At 69.7% G+C, this 18088-nt stretch carries 19 protein-coding genes and 1 tRNA gene; 5 read left to right on the forward strand and 15 right to left on the reverse strand.

Annotated elements, in window-relative coordinates; all coding sequences use genetic code 11:
- Nucleotides 1–36: 36 nt before the first annotated feature.
- From AC2A1K_RS12970 to AC2A1K_RS12980, 3 genes are all read right to left on the reverse strand, one after another.
- Entirely contained in the window at nucleotides 37–519 is a 483-nt protein-coding gene (locus tag AC2A1K_RS12970) for a hypothetical protein (protein WP_483896718.1), read from the reverse strand.
- A 267-nt stretch (nucleotides 520–786) separates the two neighbouring features.
- On the reverse strand, nucleotides 787–1905 hold the full coding sequence (gene dusB, locus AC2A1K_RS12975) for a tRNA dihydrouridine synthase DusB (protein ID WP_483896719.1): 1119 nt from the start codon (nucleotides 1903–1905) through the stop codon (nucleotides 787–789).
- 5 nt (nucleotides 1906–1910) lie between these two features.
- Nucleotides 1911–3524, reverse strand: a complete 1614-nt coding sequence (locus AC2A1K_RS12980; protein WP_483896720.1) for a Rieske 2Fe-2S domain-containing protein — start codon at nucleotides 3522–3524, stop codon at nucleotides 1911–1913.
- Nucleotides 3525–3612: 88 nt separating this feature from the next.
- On the opposite strand from AC2A1K_RS12980, the gene AC2A1K_RS12985 reads away from it, so the two are divergent.
- A complete protein-coding gene (locus AC2A1K_RS12985) occupies nucleotides 3613–4647 on the forward strand; it encodes a PHP domain-containing protein (protein ID WP_483896721.1) in 1035 nt (344 codons plus the stop codon).
- 3 nt (nucleotides 4648–4650) lie between these two features.
- On the opposite strand, the gene AC2A1K_RS12990 is transcribed toward AC2A1K_RS12985, so the two are convergent.
- Nucleotides 4651–5439 carry an ArsR/SmtB family transcription factor gene (locus tag AC2A1K_RS12990; protein ID WP_483896722.1) on the reverse strand — a complete coding sequence of 263 codons (789 nt, stop codon included), beginning with the start codon at nucleotides 5437–5439 and terminating at the stop codon, nucleotides 4651–4653.
- A 393-nt stretch (nucleotides 5440–5832) separates the two neighbouring features.
- Complete coding sequence (locus tag AC2A1K_RS12995) at nucleotides 5833–6399, reverse strand: hypothetical protein (protein ID WP_483896723.1); 567 nt, start codon at nucleotides 6397–6399, stop codon at nucleotides 5833–5835.
- A 537-nt stretch (nucleotides 6400–6936) separates the two neighbouring features.
- On the opposite strand from AC2A1K_RS12995, the gene AC2A1K_RS13000 reads away from it, so the two are divergent.
- Nucleotides 6937–7010: transfer RNA gene (locus tag AC2A1K_RS13000), tRNA-Lys, on the forward strand.
- A gap of 56 nt (nucleotides 7011–7066) precedes the next feature.
- Here the strand turns inward: AC2A1K_RS13000 and AC2A1K_RS13005 are convergent.
- The 9 genes from AC2A1K_RS13005 to AC2A1K_RS13045 form a co-directional block, all read right to left on the reverse strand.
- On the reverse strand, nucleotides 7067–8242 hold the full coding sequence (locus tag AC2A1K_RS13005) for a tyrosine-type recombinase/integrase (protein ID WP_483896724.1): 1176 nt from the start codon (nucleotides 8240–8242) through the stop codon (nucleotides 7067–7069).
- Nucleotides 8243–8244: 2 nt separating this feature from the next.
- Nucleotides 8245–8433 carry a helix-turn-helix transcriptional regulator gene (locus AC2A1K_RS13010; RefSeq protein WP_133828470.1) on the reverse strand — a complete coding sequence of 63 codons (189 nt, stop codon included), beginning with the start codon at nucleotides 8431–8433 and terminating at the stop codon, nucleotides 8245–8247.
- 16 nt (nucleotides 8434–8449) lie between these two features.
- Nucleotides 8450–9958, reverse strand: coding sequence for a replication initiator (locus tag AC2A1K_RS13015; RefSeq protein ID WP_483896725.1), 1509 nt, complete (start codon nucleotides 9956–9958; stop codon nucleotides 8450–8452).
- A complete protein-coding gene (locus tag AC2A1K_RS13020) occupies nucleotides 9955–10839 on the reverse strand; it encodes an FtsK/SpoIIIE domain-containing protein (protein ID WP_483896726.1) in 885 nt (294 codons plus the stop codon). Before AC2A1K_RS13020 ends, AC2A1K_RS13015 begins: the two co-directional genes overlap by 4 nt.
- Nucleotides 10832–11656: a hypothetical protein gene (locus tag AC2A1K_RS13025; protein WP_483896727.1), complete on the reverse strand. Its 825-nt coding sequence runs from the start codon at nucleotides 11654–11656 to the stop codon at nucleotides 10832–10834. Before AC2A1K_RS13025 ends, AC2A1K_RS13020 begins: the two co-directional genes overlap by 8 nt.
- A gap of 116 nt (nucleotides 11657–11772) precedes the next feature.
- Nucleotides 11773–12024 (reverse strand): hypothetical protein, encoded by a 252-nt coding sequence (locus tag AC2A1K_RS13030; protein WP_483896728.1) that lies wholly within the window; start codon nucleotides 12022–12024, stop codon nucleotides 11773–11775.
- Nucleotides 12021–12356 (reverse strand): hypothetical protein, encoded by a 336-nt coding sequence (locus AC2A1K_RS13035; protein WP_483896729.1) that lies wholly within the window; start codon nucleotides 12354–12356, stop codon nucleotides 12021–12023. The genes AC2A1K_RS13030 and AC2A1K_RS13035 overlap by 4 nt, the downstream gene beginning before the upstream one ends.
- Before the next feature lie 134 nt (nucleotides 12357–12490).
- Nucleotides 12491–13048, reverse strand: coding sequence for a flavoprotein (locus AC2A1K_RS13040; protein ID WP_483896730.1), 558 nt, complete (start codon nucleotides 13046–13048; stop codon nucleotides 12491–12493).
- Nucleotides 13049–13052: 4 nt separating this feature from the next.
- Nucleotides 13053–14255, reverse strand: coding sequence for a helix-turn-helix domain-containing protein (locus tag AC2A1K_RS13045; RefSeq protein WP_483896731.1), 1203 nt, complete (start codon nucleotides 14253–14255; stop codon nucleotides 13053–13055).
- Between the two features lie 90 nt (nucleotides 14256–14345).
- On the opposite strand from AC2A1K_RS13045, the gene AC2A1K_RS13050 reads away from it, so the two are divergent.
- Both AC2A1K_RS13050 and AC2A1K_RS13055 read left to right on the forward strand, forming a co-directional pair.
- Nucleotides 14346–15425: a DUF4365 domain-containing protein gene (locus AC2A1K_RS13050; protein WP_483896732.1), complete on the forward strand. Its 1080-nt coding sequence runs from the start codon at nucleotides 14346–14348 to the stop codon at nucleotides 15423–15425.
- Between the two features lie 1125 nt (nucleotides 15426–16550).
- Nucleotides 16551–16751: a hypothetical protein gene (locus AC2A1K_RS13055; RefSeq protein WP_483896733.1), complete on the forward strand. Its 201-nt coding sequence runs from the start codon at nucleotides 16551–16553 to the stop codon at nucleotides 16749–16751.
- A gap of 246 nt (nucleotides 16752–16997) precedes the next feature.
- Here the strand turns inward: AC2A1K_RS13055 and AC2A1K_RS13060 are convergent, their stop codons facing one another.
- The gene (locus AC2A1K_RS13060; RefSeq protein ID WP_483896734.1) at nucleotides 16998–17507 is read right to left on the reverse strand and encodes a hypothetical protein; all 510 of its coding nucleotides are present in this window, start codon (nucleotides 17505–17507) and stop codon (nucleotides 16998–17000) included.
- 262 nt (nucleotides 17508–17769) lie between these two features.
- Here AC2A1K_RS13060 and AC2A1K_RS13065 point away from each other — a divergent pair, with 262 nt between their 5' ends.
- A complete protein-coding gene (locus AC2A1K_RS13065) occupies nucleotides 17770–17964 on the forward strand; it encodes a hypothetical protein (RefSeq protein WP_483896735.1) in 195 nt (64 codons plus the stop codon).
- The last annotated feature ends 124 nt before the right edge of the window (nucleotides 17965–18088 follow it).

The following is an 18088-nucleotide window of genomic DNA, read 5'->3' on the forward strand; positions in this document are numbered from 1 at the left end:
ATCAACAAGCCGTGATTGCGCTCGCTCGCCGGCGGGTCAACGTCCTGCACGCCATGTTGCGCACCCGCCAGCCTTACCGTCTCGACCATCGGCCGGTCCAAGCCGCTTGACAGAAGCATTAGGCAGCAGCGTGCCGAGCCGCTCGTCGAGGTAGCGCCGGTTCCAGGTCGCCGTGAGGCTGTCGCGGCGGCTCTGCTCGCGCGCCTCCGCCCGCTCGCGCCGGAGACGATCGACCTCGACGCGTAACTGGTCGGGCACTCCCGACGGGAGCGTCCGCTCGTCGCGCACGAGCGAGACGGCGGCCTTGAGGTGGTGGTACGCGCGGCGCCAGTCGCCGCGGTCGGCGAGGACCTCGGCGGCGGCCTCGTGGGCCCGCGCCTGGTCGGTCCGATCGTCGGGCGTCGTCTCCCCGGTCGCCACGGCCTCGAGCCCGACGATCGGCTTGGTGGGGAAACTGCAGGTGACGGAGGCCTCGCCGTTCTCGCCGTTCTCGGTGCGTGTCGGCTCCGCGGTCGTCACCGCCGCGCTCCCACGTCCCTGGAGCAGCCCGACCAGCCGCACACACACCACCTCCGTCCCGTCTCTAGTGTCGCCCCGGATCACCGCGATGTAACGGCCATTCCCCGCGTCGCCCGCAACTTCAATCGTCCGGCGCAGGTGACGCTGCGTAGAAGCATCAGGCATCGACCCGTTCGGCCCACCTTGAGTCGCCCGCGCCGGTGGTCCTGCGCGAACGGTGCGTGCCTGCCGTGACGTGCCCGAATCCACCGGGCACGAAGAGTAGCCTCAGCCGCCGCTGTGCATCACGTCGGCGGCCGCGGGAACGGTGTCGTCCTCGGGGTCGTCGAGCCAGCCCTCGGGCAGCGTGACGTGCGCGGGCGAGCCCTGGCGTCCGCGCGGCCCGTCGGCGTCGGCGGGGAACGGCAGGTCGTGGTCGAGCTTCGCGAGCAGCTCGTCGAGACGGTCGAGGCCGTCGATCATCCCGAGCTCCCGGCGCAGCTCCGAGCCGACCGGGAACCCGTGCAGGTACCACGACATGTGCTTGCGCGAGTCGCGCACGCCCTTGTGGTGGCCGTGGTGGGCGATGAGCAGCTCCACGTGCCGGCGCATCACCGCGGCGACCTCGCCGAGCGTCGGTGGCGTCGGGATCGGGCGCCTCGCCAGCGCCGCCTCGAGCTCGCCGAACAGCCACGGCCGCCCGAGGCACCCGCGCCCCACGACGACCCCGTCGCAGCCCGTCTTCTCCATCATCGCCACGGCGTCGGAGGCGGCGAAGATGTCGCCGTTGCCCAGCACCGGCGTCGTCGCGGGCAGCGCGTCGCGCAGCTCGGCGATCCGGTCCCAGTCGGCGTGCCCCGAGTAGCGCTGGGAGGCCGTGCGCGCGTGCAGCGCCACCGACGCGGCGCCCTCGGAGGCGGCGATGCGGCCGGCGTCCAGGAACGTCACGTGGTCGTCGTCGATGCCCACGCGCATCTTCACCGTCAGCGGCAGCCCGCCTCGCGACGCGGCCTCGACGGCCGTGCGCACGATCGCACCGAACAGCCGCCGCTTGAACGGCAGCGCCGCCCCGCCGCCTCGGCGGGTGACCTTGGGGACCGGGCAGCCGAAGTTGAGGTCGACGTGGTCGGCGAGGTCCTCGTCGACGATGCGCTCGATCGCGCGCCCGATCGTCACCGGGTCGACGCCGTAGAGCTGCATCGAGCGCGGGTTCTCGTCCGGGTCGAAAGCGATCATCTCGGCGGTGCCGGGATGCTTCTCCACCAGCGCCCGCGCGGTGATCATCTCGCAGACGTAGAGCCCCGCGCCCTGCTCGCGGCAGAGGCGGCGGAAGGCGACGTTGGTGATGCCCGCCATCGGCGCGAGCACGACCGGCGTCGGCAGCTCGAGGGGACCGATGCGCAGCACGCCTTCTACTCTCCCAGCTTCTCGGCGTCGATCCTGCTGGCACGGATCTCGTGGCCCGCGGAGGTCAGGCAGCGACCGGTCCTGAGGTTGAACTTCCAGTTGTGCAGCGAGCACGTGAGGACCTCGCCGTCGACCGAGCCGAACTTCGACAGGTCGGCCGACAGGTGCGGGCACCGGGCCTGCACGCGCCAGCCGTCGAGCTCGATGTCGCGGCCGTCGTCGTTCTGCGCGTCGTACCAGTTCTCCACGTAGTCCATCCGCTCCTCGGACAGACACTTGAAGAACGTGTAGAGGTACTCGTTGTACTGGCCCACGCGGCTGGCGGTGAACCGCACCGAGAGGAACAGCGAGTTGGACCAGTCGACCTCGCCGGTGTCGATGTTCGTCTGTACCAGCGTCGCCGGCACGCCCCAGCGGTAGCGCGCCTGCTCGCCGTTCCAGACGCGGATCTCGCGGGCCGGGAAGTCGAACGCGAGGGAGAGCGTGCCCTCCTCGTCGATCCCGGGGGTGCCCTCGGGCATCCCGTGCAGGTCCATGCGGACCGGGCCGCCGATGCCGTCGCACATGTGGTCGGCGCGCTTCATCAGCGGCTCGATCCACTCCTTGAGCTGGCGCAGGATGTCGGCCTGCGGCGCCGACCAGCGCGCCTTCTGTGCGTCGATCGCCGGGCGGACGCGCTCGGCGAAGTCGCGCAGGTAGCGCTCCTTGTCAAGGAAGATCGTCTCGATCTCGGCGTCCGGGACGGGGTGGGTCAGGTCGGTGACGGTGCCGTGGCCGATCTCGGCAGTGGTCCCCGGCAGCAGCAGGTGGCCCTCCTGATCCGATCCGGCCGAGTGCCCCAGCTCCCGCATCCGCGCGAGGAACTCCCACTGGTCGGTGAAGATCGACTCGCCCTCGACGCCCTCGTAGCCCAGCGCGTTCCACCGGAAGAGCTCGTCGTCGAGGAAGCACGGCGGGCCGGCGGTCGGGAAGATGTGCGGCGCGCCGACCTCGCGGATGTAGCGCATGGCCCGGTCCTCCTGGCCGATGCGCTTGCGGCGGGCGAACTCGCGCTTCGCGGCCTTGGGCAGGTCGTAGACCATCGGCCACCAGATCGCGCCGGAGAACTGCGTGAAGTGCGCGTCGTAGGCGCCGAACTCCAGCAGCTTCGGGATGTCGAGCGGGTGCGCGTCGTTCTGGTTGACGACGCGCGCGGTCCCGTCGTCGAGGGAGAGCGCGGAGTCGCCGATCGGCCCGTCGCCGGGGCCCTTCAGTGAGGTGATCATGAAGCGCAGACCGCCGTCGAGCTCCTGCGGAACGCCGGTCTCGGTGCGCACGAAGTGCGTGAACCCCAGCGCGCGCAGCTCGTTCTCGAGTTCGTCGGTGGGGTAGTCCGGCAGCAGGACGCGGGCGTCCTTGGAGACGTGGTCACGCAGGTTGTCCGCGTCGAAGTGGTCGCGGTGCAGGTGGGAGACGTAGAGGTAGTCACAGGCACCGAGAGCCGCCCAGTCGAGTCCTGTGTTGTCCGGGAACGGCACCCACGACGCGAAGAACGCCGGGTTCACCCACGGGTCGCACAGCACGCTGCCGCCCGCGGTCTCGAAGCGCATCCCCGCGTGCCCGACTCCGGTCACCCGCACGAGCAGACCTCCTCCATCGCATCTCCCGTCACCGATTGTCCGTGGTGGCGTGGCCCACGCCGGTTCCGGGTGCGGTATCCCTGGACAGGTGACCGCCCTCCCCGTCGACGGTGACCCGATCGCCGCACTGCGCGCCGTCGCCTTCTACCTCGAGCGCGAGCGAGCCGAGACCTATCGGGTGAAGGCGTACCGCTCCGCGGCGGAGAAGCTCGCCGAGCTCGACCCCGACGACGTCGCGAGCCGCGCCCGCGCCGGCACGCTGACCGACCTCAAGGGCGTCGGGAAGAAGACCGCCGCCGTCGTCACCGAGATCCTCGACGGCGGGACGTCGGCGACGCTCGCCGATCTCGAGGCCCGCCACACCGAGCCCGTCGCCGGCGGCGCCGCGATCCGTGCCGCGCTGCGCGGCGACTGCCACACGCACTCGACCTGGTCCGACGGCGGCAGCGACATCCTCGAAATGGCGCGCACGGCCCGCGACCTCGGGCACGAGTGGATGGTGCTCACCGACCACTCCGAGAACCTGACCGTCGCCAACGGCCTCACCCCCGAGCGCCGGCGGCGGCAGTTCGACGTCATCGCCGAGGTGAACGAGGAGCTCGCGCCGTTCCGCCTGCTGCGCGGCATCGAGGTCGACATCCTCGAGGACGGCGACATCGACGCCCCCGACGACCTGCTCTCCGAGCTCGATCTCGTCGTCGCCAGCGTGCACTCGAAGCTGCGGGCGCCGAGCGAGGTGATGACCGCCCGTATGGTCGCCGGGGTGTCGCACCGGCTGGTCGACGTGCTCGGGCACTGCACCGGGCGCCTCGTCACCGGTGGGAGGGGGACGCGGCCGCCGTCGACGTTCGACGCCGAGGCGGTGTTCGACGCGTGCATCGAGAACGGCGTGGCCGTCGAGATCAACTCGCGTCCGGAGCGCCTCGACCCCCCGCGCTCGCTGCTGCGCCAGGCCCTCGCCGCGGGCTGCGAGTTCGTCGTGGACACCGACGCGCACGCCCCCGGCCAGCTGGACTGGCAGCCCTACGGTGCCGAGCGCGCCGAGGAGTGCGAGGTGCCGGTGGAGCGGATCGTCAACACCCGCTCCGCCGACGACCTCTCCGCCTGGCGTTCCCGGGGCTGACGTTCACTCGGTGACGATCGGCTCGCCCGTCTCCAGCACCGACTTGAGGTTCGACAGGATCGCCGGCCAGCCCTGCGAGACACCCGCGCGCATCTCGCTGTCGGGCGCGAAGTCGTCGTGGGTGACGGTCAGCTTCACGGCCTGACCGGCCGGCTCGATGTCGAACGTCACCTTCGAGATCTTCTCCTGCTGTAGCTCGGCGAGCCGCTCGTCGCTCCAGCCGAACATCTCCGCCATCTCCGGCTGGTAGTTGTGCCAGCTGTACGACAGCCGCCGCGGCGGGTCGGCCTCGAGGACGCGCTGGTCCCAGTCGTGGTGCTCCTCGCCCCGCATCGACCACAGCACCTTCGAGCCGACCGTCCAGTCCGACTTCGGCCCGCCGCCGTCGAAGTAGCGGGTGATGAACGCCGGGTCGGTCAGCGCCTGCCAGAGCTTCTCGGGCGTCGTGCGGATGTAGGTCACGTAGACGAAGTCGTCGGACATCTCGGTCTCCTCGAGCGCTGTCTTGAGGTCGGCGAGGGCCTCCGCCCGCGCCCGGTCGTACCGCCGGATCCACCGGTCGGCGACGTCGTTGATCGGCGCGGCGTTGAGGTGGTGGTGCTTCTCCCGCCCGTGCCACGAGGTGACGACGAGACCCGCGTCCTCGAGCACTCCCACGTGCTTCGCGACGGCCTGGCGCGTCATCTCCAGACCCTCGCCGAGCTCGCGCAGCGACTGGCCGCCGCGGTCGCGCAGCGCGTCGAGCAGCGCCCGCCGACTGGGGTCGGCGAGAGCGCGGAACACCTCGTCCATCACCACTCCGATCAGGCAACCAGAAGGTTGCCTATTCGACAATAGGGAACCGTTCGGTTGCCTGTCAACGGCACCCGCCGGAAGGCGTTTGCGGGGTGATCTCCACGCGCCTACGTTGGGACGTACACGGGAGAGGAGGTGGTCCAGCGTTGAAGAACGACAGGACTCGTGAGGTGTCCGTCAGCTAGCCGCTCGAAGGCCGTGGAATGGCCGGTCCGCGGGCAGCGATCTCAGCGATCGCACTGATCGTCGCGGCAGGGCGGCCAGCGAATCCAGGCAGGACACCAGCCCCCGGAGCTCCCCGACACTCGTCCAGTCGGGGCCCGATCCGCCCGGCATCGGCCGGAGCGGACGGGAGCAGCTCCGGGGGCCTGCCTGTCTTCGGGGCCTCGCCTACCAGCGCGAGGCGTGCATCCGGTCGTCGACGCCGAAGGACGAGCCGTAGGGCGCGTCGAAGGTCGATCCGTAGGAGCGCTCTGCGGTCGTCGCGCCCGACGTCTCGCCGCGCGGGTCGCCCGCGAGGGGGCGGTCGTCGAACGCCGATCCGGCGGAGGCCGACAGGGGCCAGTCGCCGGTCGTGGGCGGCTCCGGTCGCGACGCGAGCGGCGTCCCGTGGAGGGGTCCGTCATAGCGGCCCCGAGGCTGCGACAGCGAGCCGGGCAGAGGATTCGGTGAGGGTTCGGAGAGCGGCTCCGAGAGGGCCGAGGGCGGGCCCGGCTGGTTCTCCGGCGGGCTGATCCGGGTGCGGCTCGGGCCGGGGCCGTGCGGGCCGGTGCCGGGCAGGCCGCCCTCGGCGACCCACTTCGCCTCCTGGGCGATCCGGTAGGTCTGGCACGGCCAGCTCGCCCGGGACCCGCCCTGGAAGCACTCGCGGCAGTTCTGGTGCCCGTCCGGCACGTGCTCGGCGAGCACCTTGCGCCAAACGTCGGGCATCTCGGACATGACCACAGCCATCGACATGCCGGTGGCTCCTCTCGGTGCGGCCGGCGCGCCTGGGGCGTCAAGCGCTCGGTCGGGGCCCGCGGGTAGGCGTCGCGGCAGGCGAGGCGTCGAGATCGGGGAGTGCTCGACCTACCGCATCGGTTGTGCGTGCCGGAGGCGAGACCTCCGGTACCCGCTGTTCGTACTCGTTTCCTCTCCGCTGCACGACGGTGACCCAGCGGTGACCTTCGGTGACACTGCGTCAGAACATCACCCGGTGTTCCCGTCCGGCGTGTCGCGCCCGGTGGCGGCGTCGGATCTCGATTCAGCCCTCTGAACAGGAGAAACAGTCGTCCGGACCGGGCTGGTCGTCACAGCGCCTCCCCCGGTGAGTGACAGCCGATGGCACGGAGTGGGACGCCGTGTATGCAGCGCTCCGACCTCCCGCAGCGGGCGGCGTTCGCCGAACGCCACGATGGATGCGCTGAACGGACCAACATGCGAGGCGCTCGGCCTGCTCCTGACGGCTCTGCGGGTCCGCCCAGCTACGCTCTCCCTGCGGCTCGGCGTGGTCGCGGGCCTCTAGCTCAATGGGTCAGAGCTACGGACTTTTAATCCGTTGGTTGTGGGTTCGAGTCCCACGGGGCCCACCGAACTCCCTGCTCAGGGCGTTCCACTGTGGAGTTGTACGAGATCGCGGTACCGCTTACGGGTCGGAAACGTCCTCTTGACCCTCGTCGTGGTGGGCGCGCTCCAGGGCCTCGGCCGCCGAGGAGGACACCGCCCGCCGGCCCAGGTACCGGTTCTGCGTCATCGACACCTGCGCGTGCCCGAGCTGGTCGGCGATCTCCCGAGCGGTCAGCCCGGCGCCGTCGAGCACCGTCGCGGCCGTCTTGCGGAACACGTGCGACGTGACCCAGGCGAACTCCTCCGAGCCCCGGGCCGCCCGCAGCGCGCGCAGCGTGTTGGACGGGTCCCGCCATCCGCCGAGCGAGTCCGGGAAGACCGGGCCGCGACCGCCGGCCGCGAGGAAGCGCCGCCGCAGGATCGAGCGCCCGTACCCGGGAACGACCAGCGTGCGCTCCCCGGCGCTGGTCTTCGTCGCCTTGCGCACGAGCCCGACACCCTTGATCCGGATCACCGTCCAGTCGATCGCCACGGTGCCGGCGTCCAGGTCGACCTCGTCCCAGCTCAGCGCCAGTGCCTCACCGATCCGCACACCGGTCGCGAGCATGAACGCGCACAGGTCGGGCAGGTCCTTGCGCCGGGCGTCCTCGTCGCCGGCCAGTCGGCTCACCCATGCCTTCCGTTCCTCGGCGGTCAGCGCCCGAGGTCGCCGCTTCGGCTGGCCGCCCACGTTGGCGATCTCGCGGACGGGGTTCGTCGGCAGCGCGCCGTGCCGCACCGCGAGCCCGAGGACGCCCGAGAGCACCGTCCGGACGAGCTTCGCCGTCGGAGCGCCCTGGTGGAGGTGGACGAGCTGGACCACCCGGTCGACGCGAGGGACCGTCAGCTCCCGCAGCCGCAGCTCCCCTACCGCAGGCAGCACGTGCCCCTGGAGCGTGGAGCGGTAGACCTGCGCGGTGCCGGGCGAGCGGCGGCCCTGCTCGACGAGGACGTCGACTGCGCTCATCCACTGCTCGGCCGCGACCGAGAACCGGGAGTCGCCGGTCAGCCCGGAGCCACCGGTGACCTTCGCCCGGTCGCGGAGGTCCGCTCGAAGCCGGTTCTTGGCCGCCGCCGCGGTGGCCGCGACCCGCTTCACCTTCCGGGTCACGCCGTCGTGATCACGGAAGCGCGTGACGGCGCAGAAGCCGCCGCCGGCCACGGGATGCGTGGTGATGTTGCCGTACGTGCCGATGGGCAGGGGTGGACGAGGCACGGTTACCCCACCTTCTCGACCTGCTCGTCGAGCCACCGCTCGATCTCGGCCTCGCGGTACCTCACGTAGCGGCCGACGCGGGTGCCTCGCGGGCCGTAGCCGGTGCGGCGCCAGTGGTAGATGGTCATGATCGGGACGCCGAGGAACTCGGCGAGGTCCTGGACGGACCAGAGTCGCTCTCGCGGATACATCGGGTTGGTCTCCTGGTCAGGCTGCGGTGTCGGTCTCCTCCTTGGCGGCTCGCCTCCTGGCTCTGGCGTTGGCGGCCGAGGTGTTGGCGAGCAGGGCGTCGGCCGTGGTGTGCCAGCCGATGCCGGCGAAGACCAGCGAGTTGACGATGACTTCGGTGGTGTCCTCGTCGGCGAGTTCGTCGTCCTCGTCGGGGCGTGGGGCGTGCTCGCGGCGCCAGTCGCGGCGGGCCTGGCGCAGGGCGCCGAGGGTCGTCGAGTAGCGCCGGGAGCGGGTGGAGAAGTGCCCGCCGAACCCGAGCATGTGCGCCCAGCGCTGGAGCCGGCCCCAGCCGGCGGCCCACTCGGTGGAGTCGGCGGTCTCGGGGCGGGTGCCGAGGTGCCAGCAGGCGTCGATCTGGCGGCCCGGGTGGGTGTCGAGGCGCGCGTACTCGCGGACCGTGTCGGCGCGCAGCCGCTTGGACGCGTGGCCGGCGAGTTCGGTGGCCTTGGTGGCGTACTTCGCGAGGTAGCCGGCGACAGCACCGGTGGTGATCTCGCCGGTCTCGTCGAGGTCGAGGCGGGAGAGCCGGACGGGGCGGGGGTCGACCTGCTCGCCCCACGCGATCGGCCAGCCGGCTTCGCGGGCCGCGTGCGGGGCGGTGGTGAACCGGGTGTCCTCCACAGCTCGGCGCAGCACGGTGGCGAGGTGGTGGGCGCCGACCCGGGCGTCGGGCACGAGGACGGCGTCGGCGTCGGTGGGGTCGCGGCCGTCGAGGCGGACCAGGGCGTGCAGGTGCACCGCGCCGCGCGCCTGGAACTCGGCGACCTTGGTGTACGAGAGCCGCAGCTTGATGTGGTGGCGCTTCTCCAGCGCGGTGACCCCGCGTCGGGCGGCGATCATGGTGCGGCGCCACAGCTCCCCGGCGTGCAGGTTCCACACCGCCTGGGCGGGGTGGTCGTAGCAGTCCAGGCACAGCGGGCGGCCCAGCTCGGGCGCGTCGTCGTCGTGGCGGTCGAAGCAGGCCAGCGGAACGCCGTGCGGGCAGTGCTCGAGGTGGCGGCGCGGGCGGCAGGCGATGGTGCGCCCGGCGCGGTCGGTGCGGTGCGCGTGGACCGACCCGAAGCTCGGGGCGGTCACGGTCAGGAACACGCACGGGTGCTCGGACACCGAGACCGGGACGCCCTTGCCGCCGACGAGGCCGGCGGTGACGAGCTGGTAGGTGTCAGCGCGGTAGGTCTCCGCGCAGCCGGCGCACACGCTCGCTCGTCGGTTACCGCAGGGCGTGTAGAGCACCCCGTCGGGCATCGCGGTGGTGTGGGTGTCACGGGTGATCCGGCCGGTGGAGGCTTCGACGTGGGTCACGGTGCCGACCAGCCGGATCGGGTGCGAGCAGCCGGCGGCGCCAGCCACGTGGCTCATCCACCGGTCGTGATCGGCGCGCACGGCGGTCGCGAGCTCGGCCAGCGACGCGGTCTTGGCGTCACGAGCTCGTCGCCGCGCCCCGAGGGACTCGACAGTCGCACGAGCGTCGGTCGCGGTGGTCATGCCGCGTCCCGGGCGCGCAGAGCGGCGGCGTGGTCGGCCAGGGCGTAGACCTGCTCGTCGGACAGGTAGGCGGACTTGATCCGGCGAGGTTCGCCGCCCTCGGCCAGCAGCAGCCCGACGCCCTTGTCCTCGGGGGCGATCGCGGCGGCGGTGTGGCCTCGGGTGGCCCAGCCGGCGCCGAGCACGATGTCCGAGGACGAGTCGGTGGTGCAGCGGAACGCCCACCGGTAACCGAACAGGTCCCGCAGCGAGGTCGGGATGATGTCCGAGGACGGCCGCTGGGTGGCGGCAACGACGATGATCCCGGCGGCCCGCCCGCGAGCGACGAGGTCGCGTACGGCCACGGAGAAGGCTTCGCGCTGGGTCTTGGTGCCGACGGTGGCCGAGTAGTAGGCGACCTCGTCGAGCACCACGACCACGGGCGCGATGCCGTGGGCGGCGTCGTCGGGGGTGATCTTGCGGCGGCGGTCGGCGTCGAGCAGGTCGTAGCGCCGGTCCATCTCGCCCTGCAGCGCGTCGAGGGCGTCGATGGCGTCGTCGAGGTCCGGGCCGACGAACCGTTCGGCGCAGGTGCGCCAGAGCCCGAGTTCGACGAGCTTGCCGTCGAAGAGCCAGAGTCCGCAGTCGGTGGCCAGGGCGGCGTGGCCGACGATGCAGTTCAGCCCGACCGACTTCCCGGCGCCGGGCTCCCCGGCCAGCAGAGCGTTGCGGTAGGCGAGCGTCACGCGGACCGCACGGCCGTACTCGTCGACCCCGAGGTGGATCGGGTCCCAGATCGACAGACCAGCCGGCGCGGGCGCCTCATCGCGCACGACATCCGGGGTGCGGACGGCGGTGACCCAATCGCGGAGCAAGGCACGCAGGCGGAGCGGCTCAGACATAGTCCGACCAGTCCCCGCCACGGTCCGGCACCGCGGTCCGGTCGTCCTTCGCCCGCTCGGCGTGGTCGATGACCAGCGGGACGTCGTCGTGCTCGTCGAGCGTCGCGCGCGGAGCGGGGACCGACGTGCTGGCCCGGTTCCCGGTGCCCGACCAGTGTCGGTTGGCCGGCGTCGGCGGAACGATCACAGTGCCGCGCGGAGGCGCCTCGCCGGTGGTGGCGGTCCAGTCGTCAAGCTCGGAGGCGATCAGCTCGCAAGCCAGCGGGTCGCGGCGGATCACGTCGACCTTGACCAGGGCGGTCATGCGACGGGTGGGGGTGACGCGGGCGTCGCGTGCGAAGCACCCAGAGGCGATCCACTCGACCTCGCCCTCGACGTCCGACGGGCTGATCCCGGCGCGCAGCAGCAGCCACACGGTCTCGCCGACCTCGGTCGGATGCGACCACAGGAACAGCGGAGCGGCGCGGGAGAAGTTCAGGCACCGCCTCTCGACGAGGACCTGACGGAGCCGGTGGCGGGTCATCGTCGCCATTGCTCGTCGGGTCACGAACCTGCGCAGGGCGGGCACCGCCGCCAGGACGGCGATCACGACAGCGACGAGAGCGAGCGCAGCGGCCCAGGGCATCCAGGTCGTGAGCAGTAGCCAGCCGGCGACCACGGCGAGGACCGCCATGATCTCGGCGCGGAGCCGGATCGCCAGGCCCGCGGCACGTGCGGCGGGGTGCGTGGTCGGGGCGGTGATGATCTCGAATCCGTCGGTACGGGAGGCGCGAAGGAATGGACGGGATCGGGTGGAAGACGAGGCGGAACGGGCCATGACGATCACTCCGAGGTGAGCCGAGGCCGGACCGCGCCGGCCGGAAGATGGGACGAGGGAGGGGGTCGGGGCTGCGGGGAAGTCAGCCCCGACCCCCGTGGGGGCGGACGGCCCGATCAGTCGGGCCAGGCCAGGGCCGCGCAGATGCCCGCACACGCGAAGACCTGCGAGCCGGTCTCCGAGCGGCCCACCGGGACGGCAGGGATGCCGGCGGGACCAGATCGAGTGCCGGGCACCGGAGTGGGCCGGTAGGCGTCGGGCAGCTCGGGCCAGGTGAAGGAGCGCTCGCACATGACGCACTCCGTGCCGTCGGCCTGAGCGGGGTTGAGTCCCTGCCACAGCGCTTCGCTGCGGGCCGCGGCGGTCACGAGCCCGAGCCCTTCGGCGTGGGTGCCGACGCGGGCGTGTGCTCGATGGCGTCCGCCCGGAAAGCGACCCCGGAGCGCTGGGCCTGCTGCCAAGGAATCGCCACCAGGTTCACCGGTCGGACCTCCGCGCCCTGACCGACGTCAGGGGCTCCCGGAGTGGTCACCGCGATGATCTCCGCGCCGTCGTCGTCGAGCTTGATCAGCTGGGTGACGAACAGCGGGGTACCAGTGATGCGGTCCGTGCGCTGGCGGCCCTCCATGTCGTTCTTCGGCTTCGGGACCACGCCCACGCTGTAGCGGGACGCCGAGGTGTCCACCTTGATCGCTGCCATGCCTGCGGTCCTCCAGGGACTCGTCGCGCGATTCCCGATCCGTTCGGGGCGCAACACCAGGAAAACCGCAGGTCAGCGACTCGACCCGCACAAAAGTGCGACCCGCACAGATGTGCGGGTCGTGTGAAGTGCGATCAGGCCGTCGCTGCTCGGCGCGATTGCAGCGCGCGGACGACCCATTCGGGATCGAAGCCGGCGACGACATCTCCACCTGTACCGGAACGAACGGGAACAGGCGGTCCCAGACGGCCGGAGTGTGGGTCGAGGAACACCACACCGGCCGAGGTGAGCGTGTCAAGGGTCGACGCCCACGCCGGGTGAGCCCACAGCCGGTCATTGACGAACAGCACCGACACGATGGTCGCTCCGGTGCCGAGCGCGTCGCACAGAGTCCCGGTCACGTGGTTGTCCATCACGCCGCGGGCGATCTTGTTGGCCGTGTTGAAGGTCAGCGGAAACGCCACGACGTGGTCGGGGCGGCTCTCTCGCCGTTGCTCGTCGGGCTGGCGACGACGTGTGGACGCAGGTGCTTCCGCCGCCTCGGACAACGTGTCGGCGTCGATCCATCCGGTTCCGGACTCGGTCACGCCGGCCGAGATCGACCAGCCGGCCCCGACCAGGGCGCGCGCGACCTCGTCGGCGCGGGATGCCAGCGGAGCACCGCAGACCACCAGGCCGAGGGGCGACGACATGACGTCAGTGCAGCACACCCGCGCGGGTCGCGAGAGCTTGCAGCGCCGAGCCGTGGCCACGCTTGGACCGCGCGAGCATCTCGCGCATGACCTCCCGGGCCATGACGTTGTGGGCGACCGCTTCGGATGCGGCGCTCTCCGCCTCGAGGAGGTTCAGCGTGGCCTCGGCGTCGCGCTTGCGCTGTGCCTGCGCCCAGGCGAGGTCGAGGTTGACCTGAGCGCGACGGCTGGCAAGTCCCTCGGGCAGTCGGTCGAGGTCAACCGCGGCCGCCGCGTCGAGCGCTGCCGCCGGGTCGCCGAGCTCGGCCGCGACCGACACCCGGTGGATGGCGACGTTCGTCGGGCCGAACGCGGTCCAGGCGTAGTTCGCGTCGTGTCCGAGCATCTCGGCGAGCATCTGAGCGCGATCGAGCCGGCGCTCGGCCTCCCACTTCTCGGCGCGACGGGCGGCGATCACGCTGGAGATCAGCCAGAGCGCGCCGGCGACTGACACCAGCGCCGGGTCATCTGAGCGGACGCGCGGAACGAGCTGCTCAGCCATCCGCGTGGCGAGCTGCTCGGCCTGGTCGACCTGGTCGGAGCGCAGAAGGGCCGTCACGACCTGATAGATAGCCATGCCTTGGGCGACGTTCGAGTCGGTCCGGCCGGCTGCCATCGCGGCCCGATCGGCAGTCACGGCACCGAGGTCGCCGACGCCGAGCTTCGTCAGTAGCTTCGAGGCGACGACGTACGCCTCGACATAGGACAGCGCCGCCTCCCGGTCGTCCCCGGCTGCGCCCAGGAGCGCCGAGTCCGCCTGCCCGATCAGCAACGGCAGCTCGCGGATGACGCTCAGGTACTTGGCCGCCTGGTACTCCTGGTGGAGGTCCGAGGCCACCGCGCGAAGCGACGTCGCCGTCGGCGCCGGTACGTCGTCCTCCACAAGGTTCGCGTATCGCGTGAGCACCGAGCGAATCTCGCCGAGGCCCTCGGCGCGAGGGCCACCGTTCGGCGCGAGCTGCCAGGGCGTTCCTGTCAGTGCCTGGACCTCCACGTTCAAGAGTCGTGAGAGGTCGAGCAATACAGACATGCGGTCGACTGAACGCACACCCCGCTCCACCTGCGAGAGCCATGACTCAGATCGGCCAATGAGACCAGCGAGCGCGGCTTGACTTAGACCACGGCGACGTCGATACGTCGCGATTCGCTTGCCTACGCCGTCTGCCACAGGTTCAGTATCTCATAGTCTTGCAAGTCTGTCAGTTAAAGTTCAGTGTACGAAGAACTCTCCGCGCGACGCCCATCCAAAAGGGGAGAAGTGAAGGCTGACAAGAAAGTTAGCGCAAATCGACCGATCGAACGAGACGCAGTGAACGCCGTCCGCTACTTCTTCGAGCACCACAACGTGCCATTTTTCGAGGTCGATCTGCGTGTGGACTTCGGCAAAGACGCCGCGATCGAGCTTGTCGAAGACGACGTCTCGACAGGAATCTGGGTCGGCTTGCAGGTGAAGGGTGGCGAGCAGACACAAAAGAGTACTCGAGAACGACACGCACGCGGGATTCCATTCAACGCGAAGGACTGCAAGAGCTTCCGGAGTTCGAACATACCAGTGATAGGCGTGGTTCGGACGGACGACGGTCGAGTAGACGAGTTCCTCTGGGTCGATCTGAAGAAATTTTGCCAGGAGGTGTTCAAAGTCAACGGCGAGGACAAGGGTGGCTTCGCCGAAGCTGAACGAAGGCTCAATAGCTACCATCTTCGCGCATTCCTAGAGGAGATGCGCACCGTTGCCACCAGCGACCTCAGTAATCCTACCCTCCAATTGGTCAGCGACGATGCCGAAGTCCAGCAACAGGCCATATTCGACTGCTTCGTACTAGCGCAATCAGATCCGAGACCTATGGTCGTAGCTCGGCGCCTACTACACTACTTATCTCAAGACGCGGTGCATACCCTTATTCTCGCGTTGACGCCCATCGTTGGGCACGGCGATGTGTTCTATCATCCGCGAAACATTCGCCCCACTGCTATTCGAAACGCAATCGTGTCGAACTTGCGTTGGAGTCGCGGCGATATCGCGTTGCTACTTGGCCTCCTTGCAGAGGATGAGGAAGAAGATATGTGGGGCCGAGGAACCTTTGGTCAGAACATCTGCGCGATTGTGTCGGAACCGCGCGATGCACTGCTCAATCTGATCTTGCTTGCTGAGGACCGGAAGTCGTTCCCGATACTCGTGAGGCGGCGAGCATATATTCTGGCGCTCTATCTAGCGGGCGACGACGCACCGACCGTCTCATCTCGCATCCTTCGGCATAGCTTTGACCTCGCCGAGGACGAGCACGTACAGAGCATCGTTGAGCATCTACGCGAGTTCGGGTATCTCGACCTATACTAGGACTCTCTTGCGCTTGCGTGCCGCCTGCCGGCGCTCGGTGAGAACTTTCTTTACGTCTTCAAGCCGGCCCTGACGGGCCGGACGGGCGGCCTCGCTGCCGGCACGCCTCCTGTCTTCGACCCGGCGGCCGGCGCGGGCACGCCCGCTACTCCGACAGTGCACAGTTTCAGTCGAATAGAGCAATCAGCTGACGTAACAAGCGCGCGGACTACGCGATCGGACTAAGAGGTGGAGTTCTGCCCCAACGCCGATGAACAAGATCGCGGAGGAGACGCGAATGACGGACCCGACCGACAAGAGACCGAAGAGCAGTAGGGCTGAGTCGATCACAGCGATGGTGGCGGTGGCGGCTCTACTCTTAAGTGCGGTCGGTGTCATACTTTCGACGGTGTCACTCTCGCAAGCGGCGGAATCGGTGGACGTTGCTAAGCGCGCTACGGACATATCGGACAACACGTTCGATTTACAGCGCGATCAACGCGAGCGAGAATTCTCCTCGCTCATCGAAATAGACGAAGCGCCCGAGAACCACCAGTTCCCTAATGACCCATTAGTTCCGCCCGGCCGCGGGCGAGTATGGATGTTGGTTAACGGGAGTCCGAACAGAATCGAGAACGTCTGGGTCGAGACCACCAACGATGGAGTCTACGACTCAGTCGGGAGCATCACGCTGGACGGAATTCCAAGGTGTACTTCATACAAGTTCAATCCGGGGATATACCCAGTTCGGATCCACTATACTGATAGTTGGGGTTCCTGGGTTCGGCGAACCCAAGGTCGACCTGAGAGAGAAGAGCGTGCTTCCCTTCCCTCGCGAGCGAACCCTCCAATAGCCAGAGCGATATCCGAGGTGCCAGCAGGCTGCAACTAACCAATGGCTGAGCAGCGGGGCGCTCGCCGCCCCCGCACCCCAGGCGACCTCCGGGGAGGGGGTAAGGGCAGGTCTCCCCGCCGGCCACCGCGAGGGCGTAGCACCCCAGGACCAGGGGGCCAGGTCGTTCAGCGCGTCGGGTGCTCCACCTGGCCCCCTGGCCCTGGCGCGCTCCGGGAGGACCTGGCCGACGGGGAGACCACACCAGCCGTCATGGCTGGACGACGTCGACGAGCTCGGGCAGCGTGCCGGACATGACCGAGCAGGAGCAGGCCCAGGCCCAGGGCGAGCAGGACGCGTCAATCGCGCTCGCCGAGGAGGACTACTGGCAGATCGCCGGCGGCGGGATGCTCACGGTCCGGCCGGTCGAGGAGTGGGTCCCGAGGGCGCACCGACGGGCCTACCTCGACGGAGCTGCGTGCGTGCTGGGCTACAAGCCGCTCATCTCGGCCTGACGTCAACACGAGATCACCGGCACCGGTTACTGCCCTCTACCGGCCGTCAACGACCACCAGCGCCGCGAGACGGCCAGAACCGCGCACGCGCGTCGGCGCAGCTCAGCGCTGGTGGTCAACATCGACCACCAGCGACACCAAGCCCGGACTACGACTCCGTTGGTTGTGGGTTCGAGTCCCACGGGGCCCACCGAACTCCCTGCTCAGGGCGTTCCACTGTGGAGTTGTCCAAGATCAGCCCACCGCTTACCCGCCGCTACGCCCCTCGTCGTCGCGGTAGGCACGGTCCAGAGCCTCGGCAGCGGCCGACGAGACTGCATGCCGGCCGAGGTAGGTGTTCTGCGTCATCGACACCTGGGCGTGCCCGAGCTGGTCCGCGATCAGCCGCGCGCTGAGCCCCTGGTCGTCCAGCTCGGTGGCCGCCGTCTTGCGCACGAGCCCGACCCCTTGATCCGGATCACCCGTCCAGTCGATCGCCACGGTGCCCGCGTCCAGGTCGACCTCGTCCCAGCTCAGTGCCAGTGCCTCACCGATCCGCACACCGGTCGCGAGCATGAACGCGCACAGATCGGGCAGGTCCTTGCGCCGGGCGTCCTCGTCACCGGCCAGCCGGCTCACCGACGCCTTCCGTTCCTCGGCGGTCAGCGCGCGAGGCCGCCGCTTCGGCTGGCCGCCCACGTTGGCGATCTCGCGAACAGGGTTCGTCGGCAGCGCGCCGAGGTCACCGACGCCGACCTTCGACGGTTCACGTCCCACCGAGGAGCAGATGACCACGCTCCTGCAAGCGAGGGAGTCCATCGTCGAACTCGGTCTCCGCGCCCGCAGCTAGCCGGCGGCCACACTAGTTGTCAAAGATCAGGTACCGCAGCCTTGCGATCAGCGTGCGGTGAGGAGCGGCCGGCGCGGCCTTCCAACTGGGGGCCCGGACCGACCTTGATCCACTGTCCGGGCACGCTCCGGCTTGCAGGTGGGGCACGTCGGACCTTCGGAGGTAGGCAGAGCCGACGAACGTGATGCCGTGTCGGTGCTGGAGCTCGTCGAGGTCCGCGTCCTCTCGCTCCATCTCGCGAAAGAACTCCTCCAGCCCCGACGGCACCGCGATGATCAGCTTCTCGCCCGGATCGTGTCCCAACCGGCAGGCGTGCGGCACTCCCCGGGCAAGGACACGAAGCTCCCCGCCCGCGCCTCGAACGTCCTCTCGCCCGCCACGTGATGGATGTGCAAAGGCACCTCGTCCCGCGGCGCCGCCGAGCTGTGGACGGCTGTTGGCCGTCCACCGGTCTGGCTGCTTCCGACGAGGAGCCCGCCGCCCGCAGCGGGAAGCGACTCGCCCTCGT

The sequence above is a fragment of the Actinomycetospora sp. 2LY8.5 genome, from assembly GCF_057180585.1.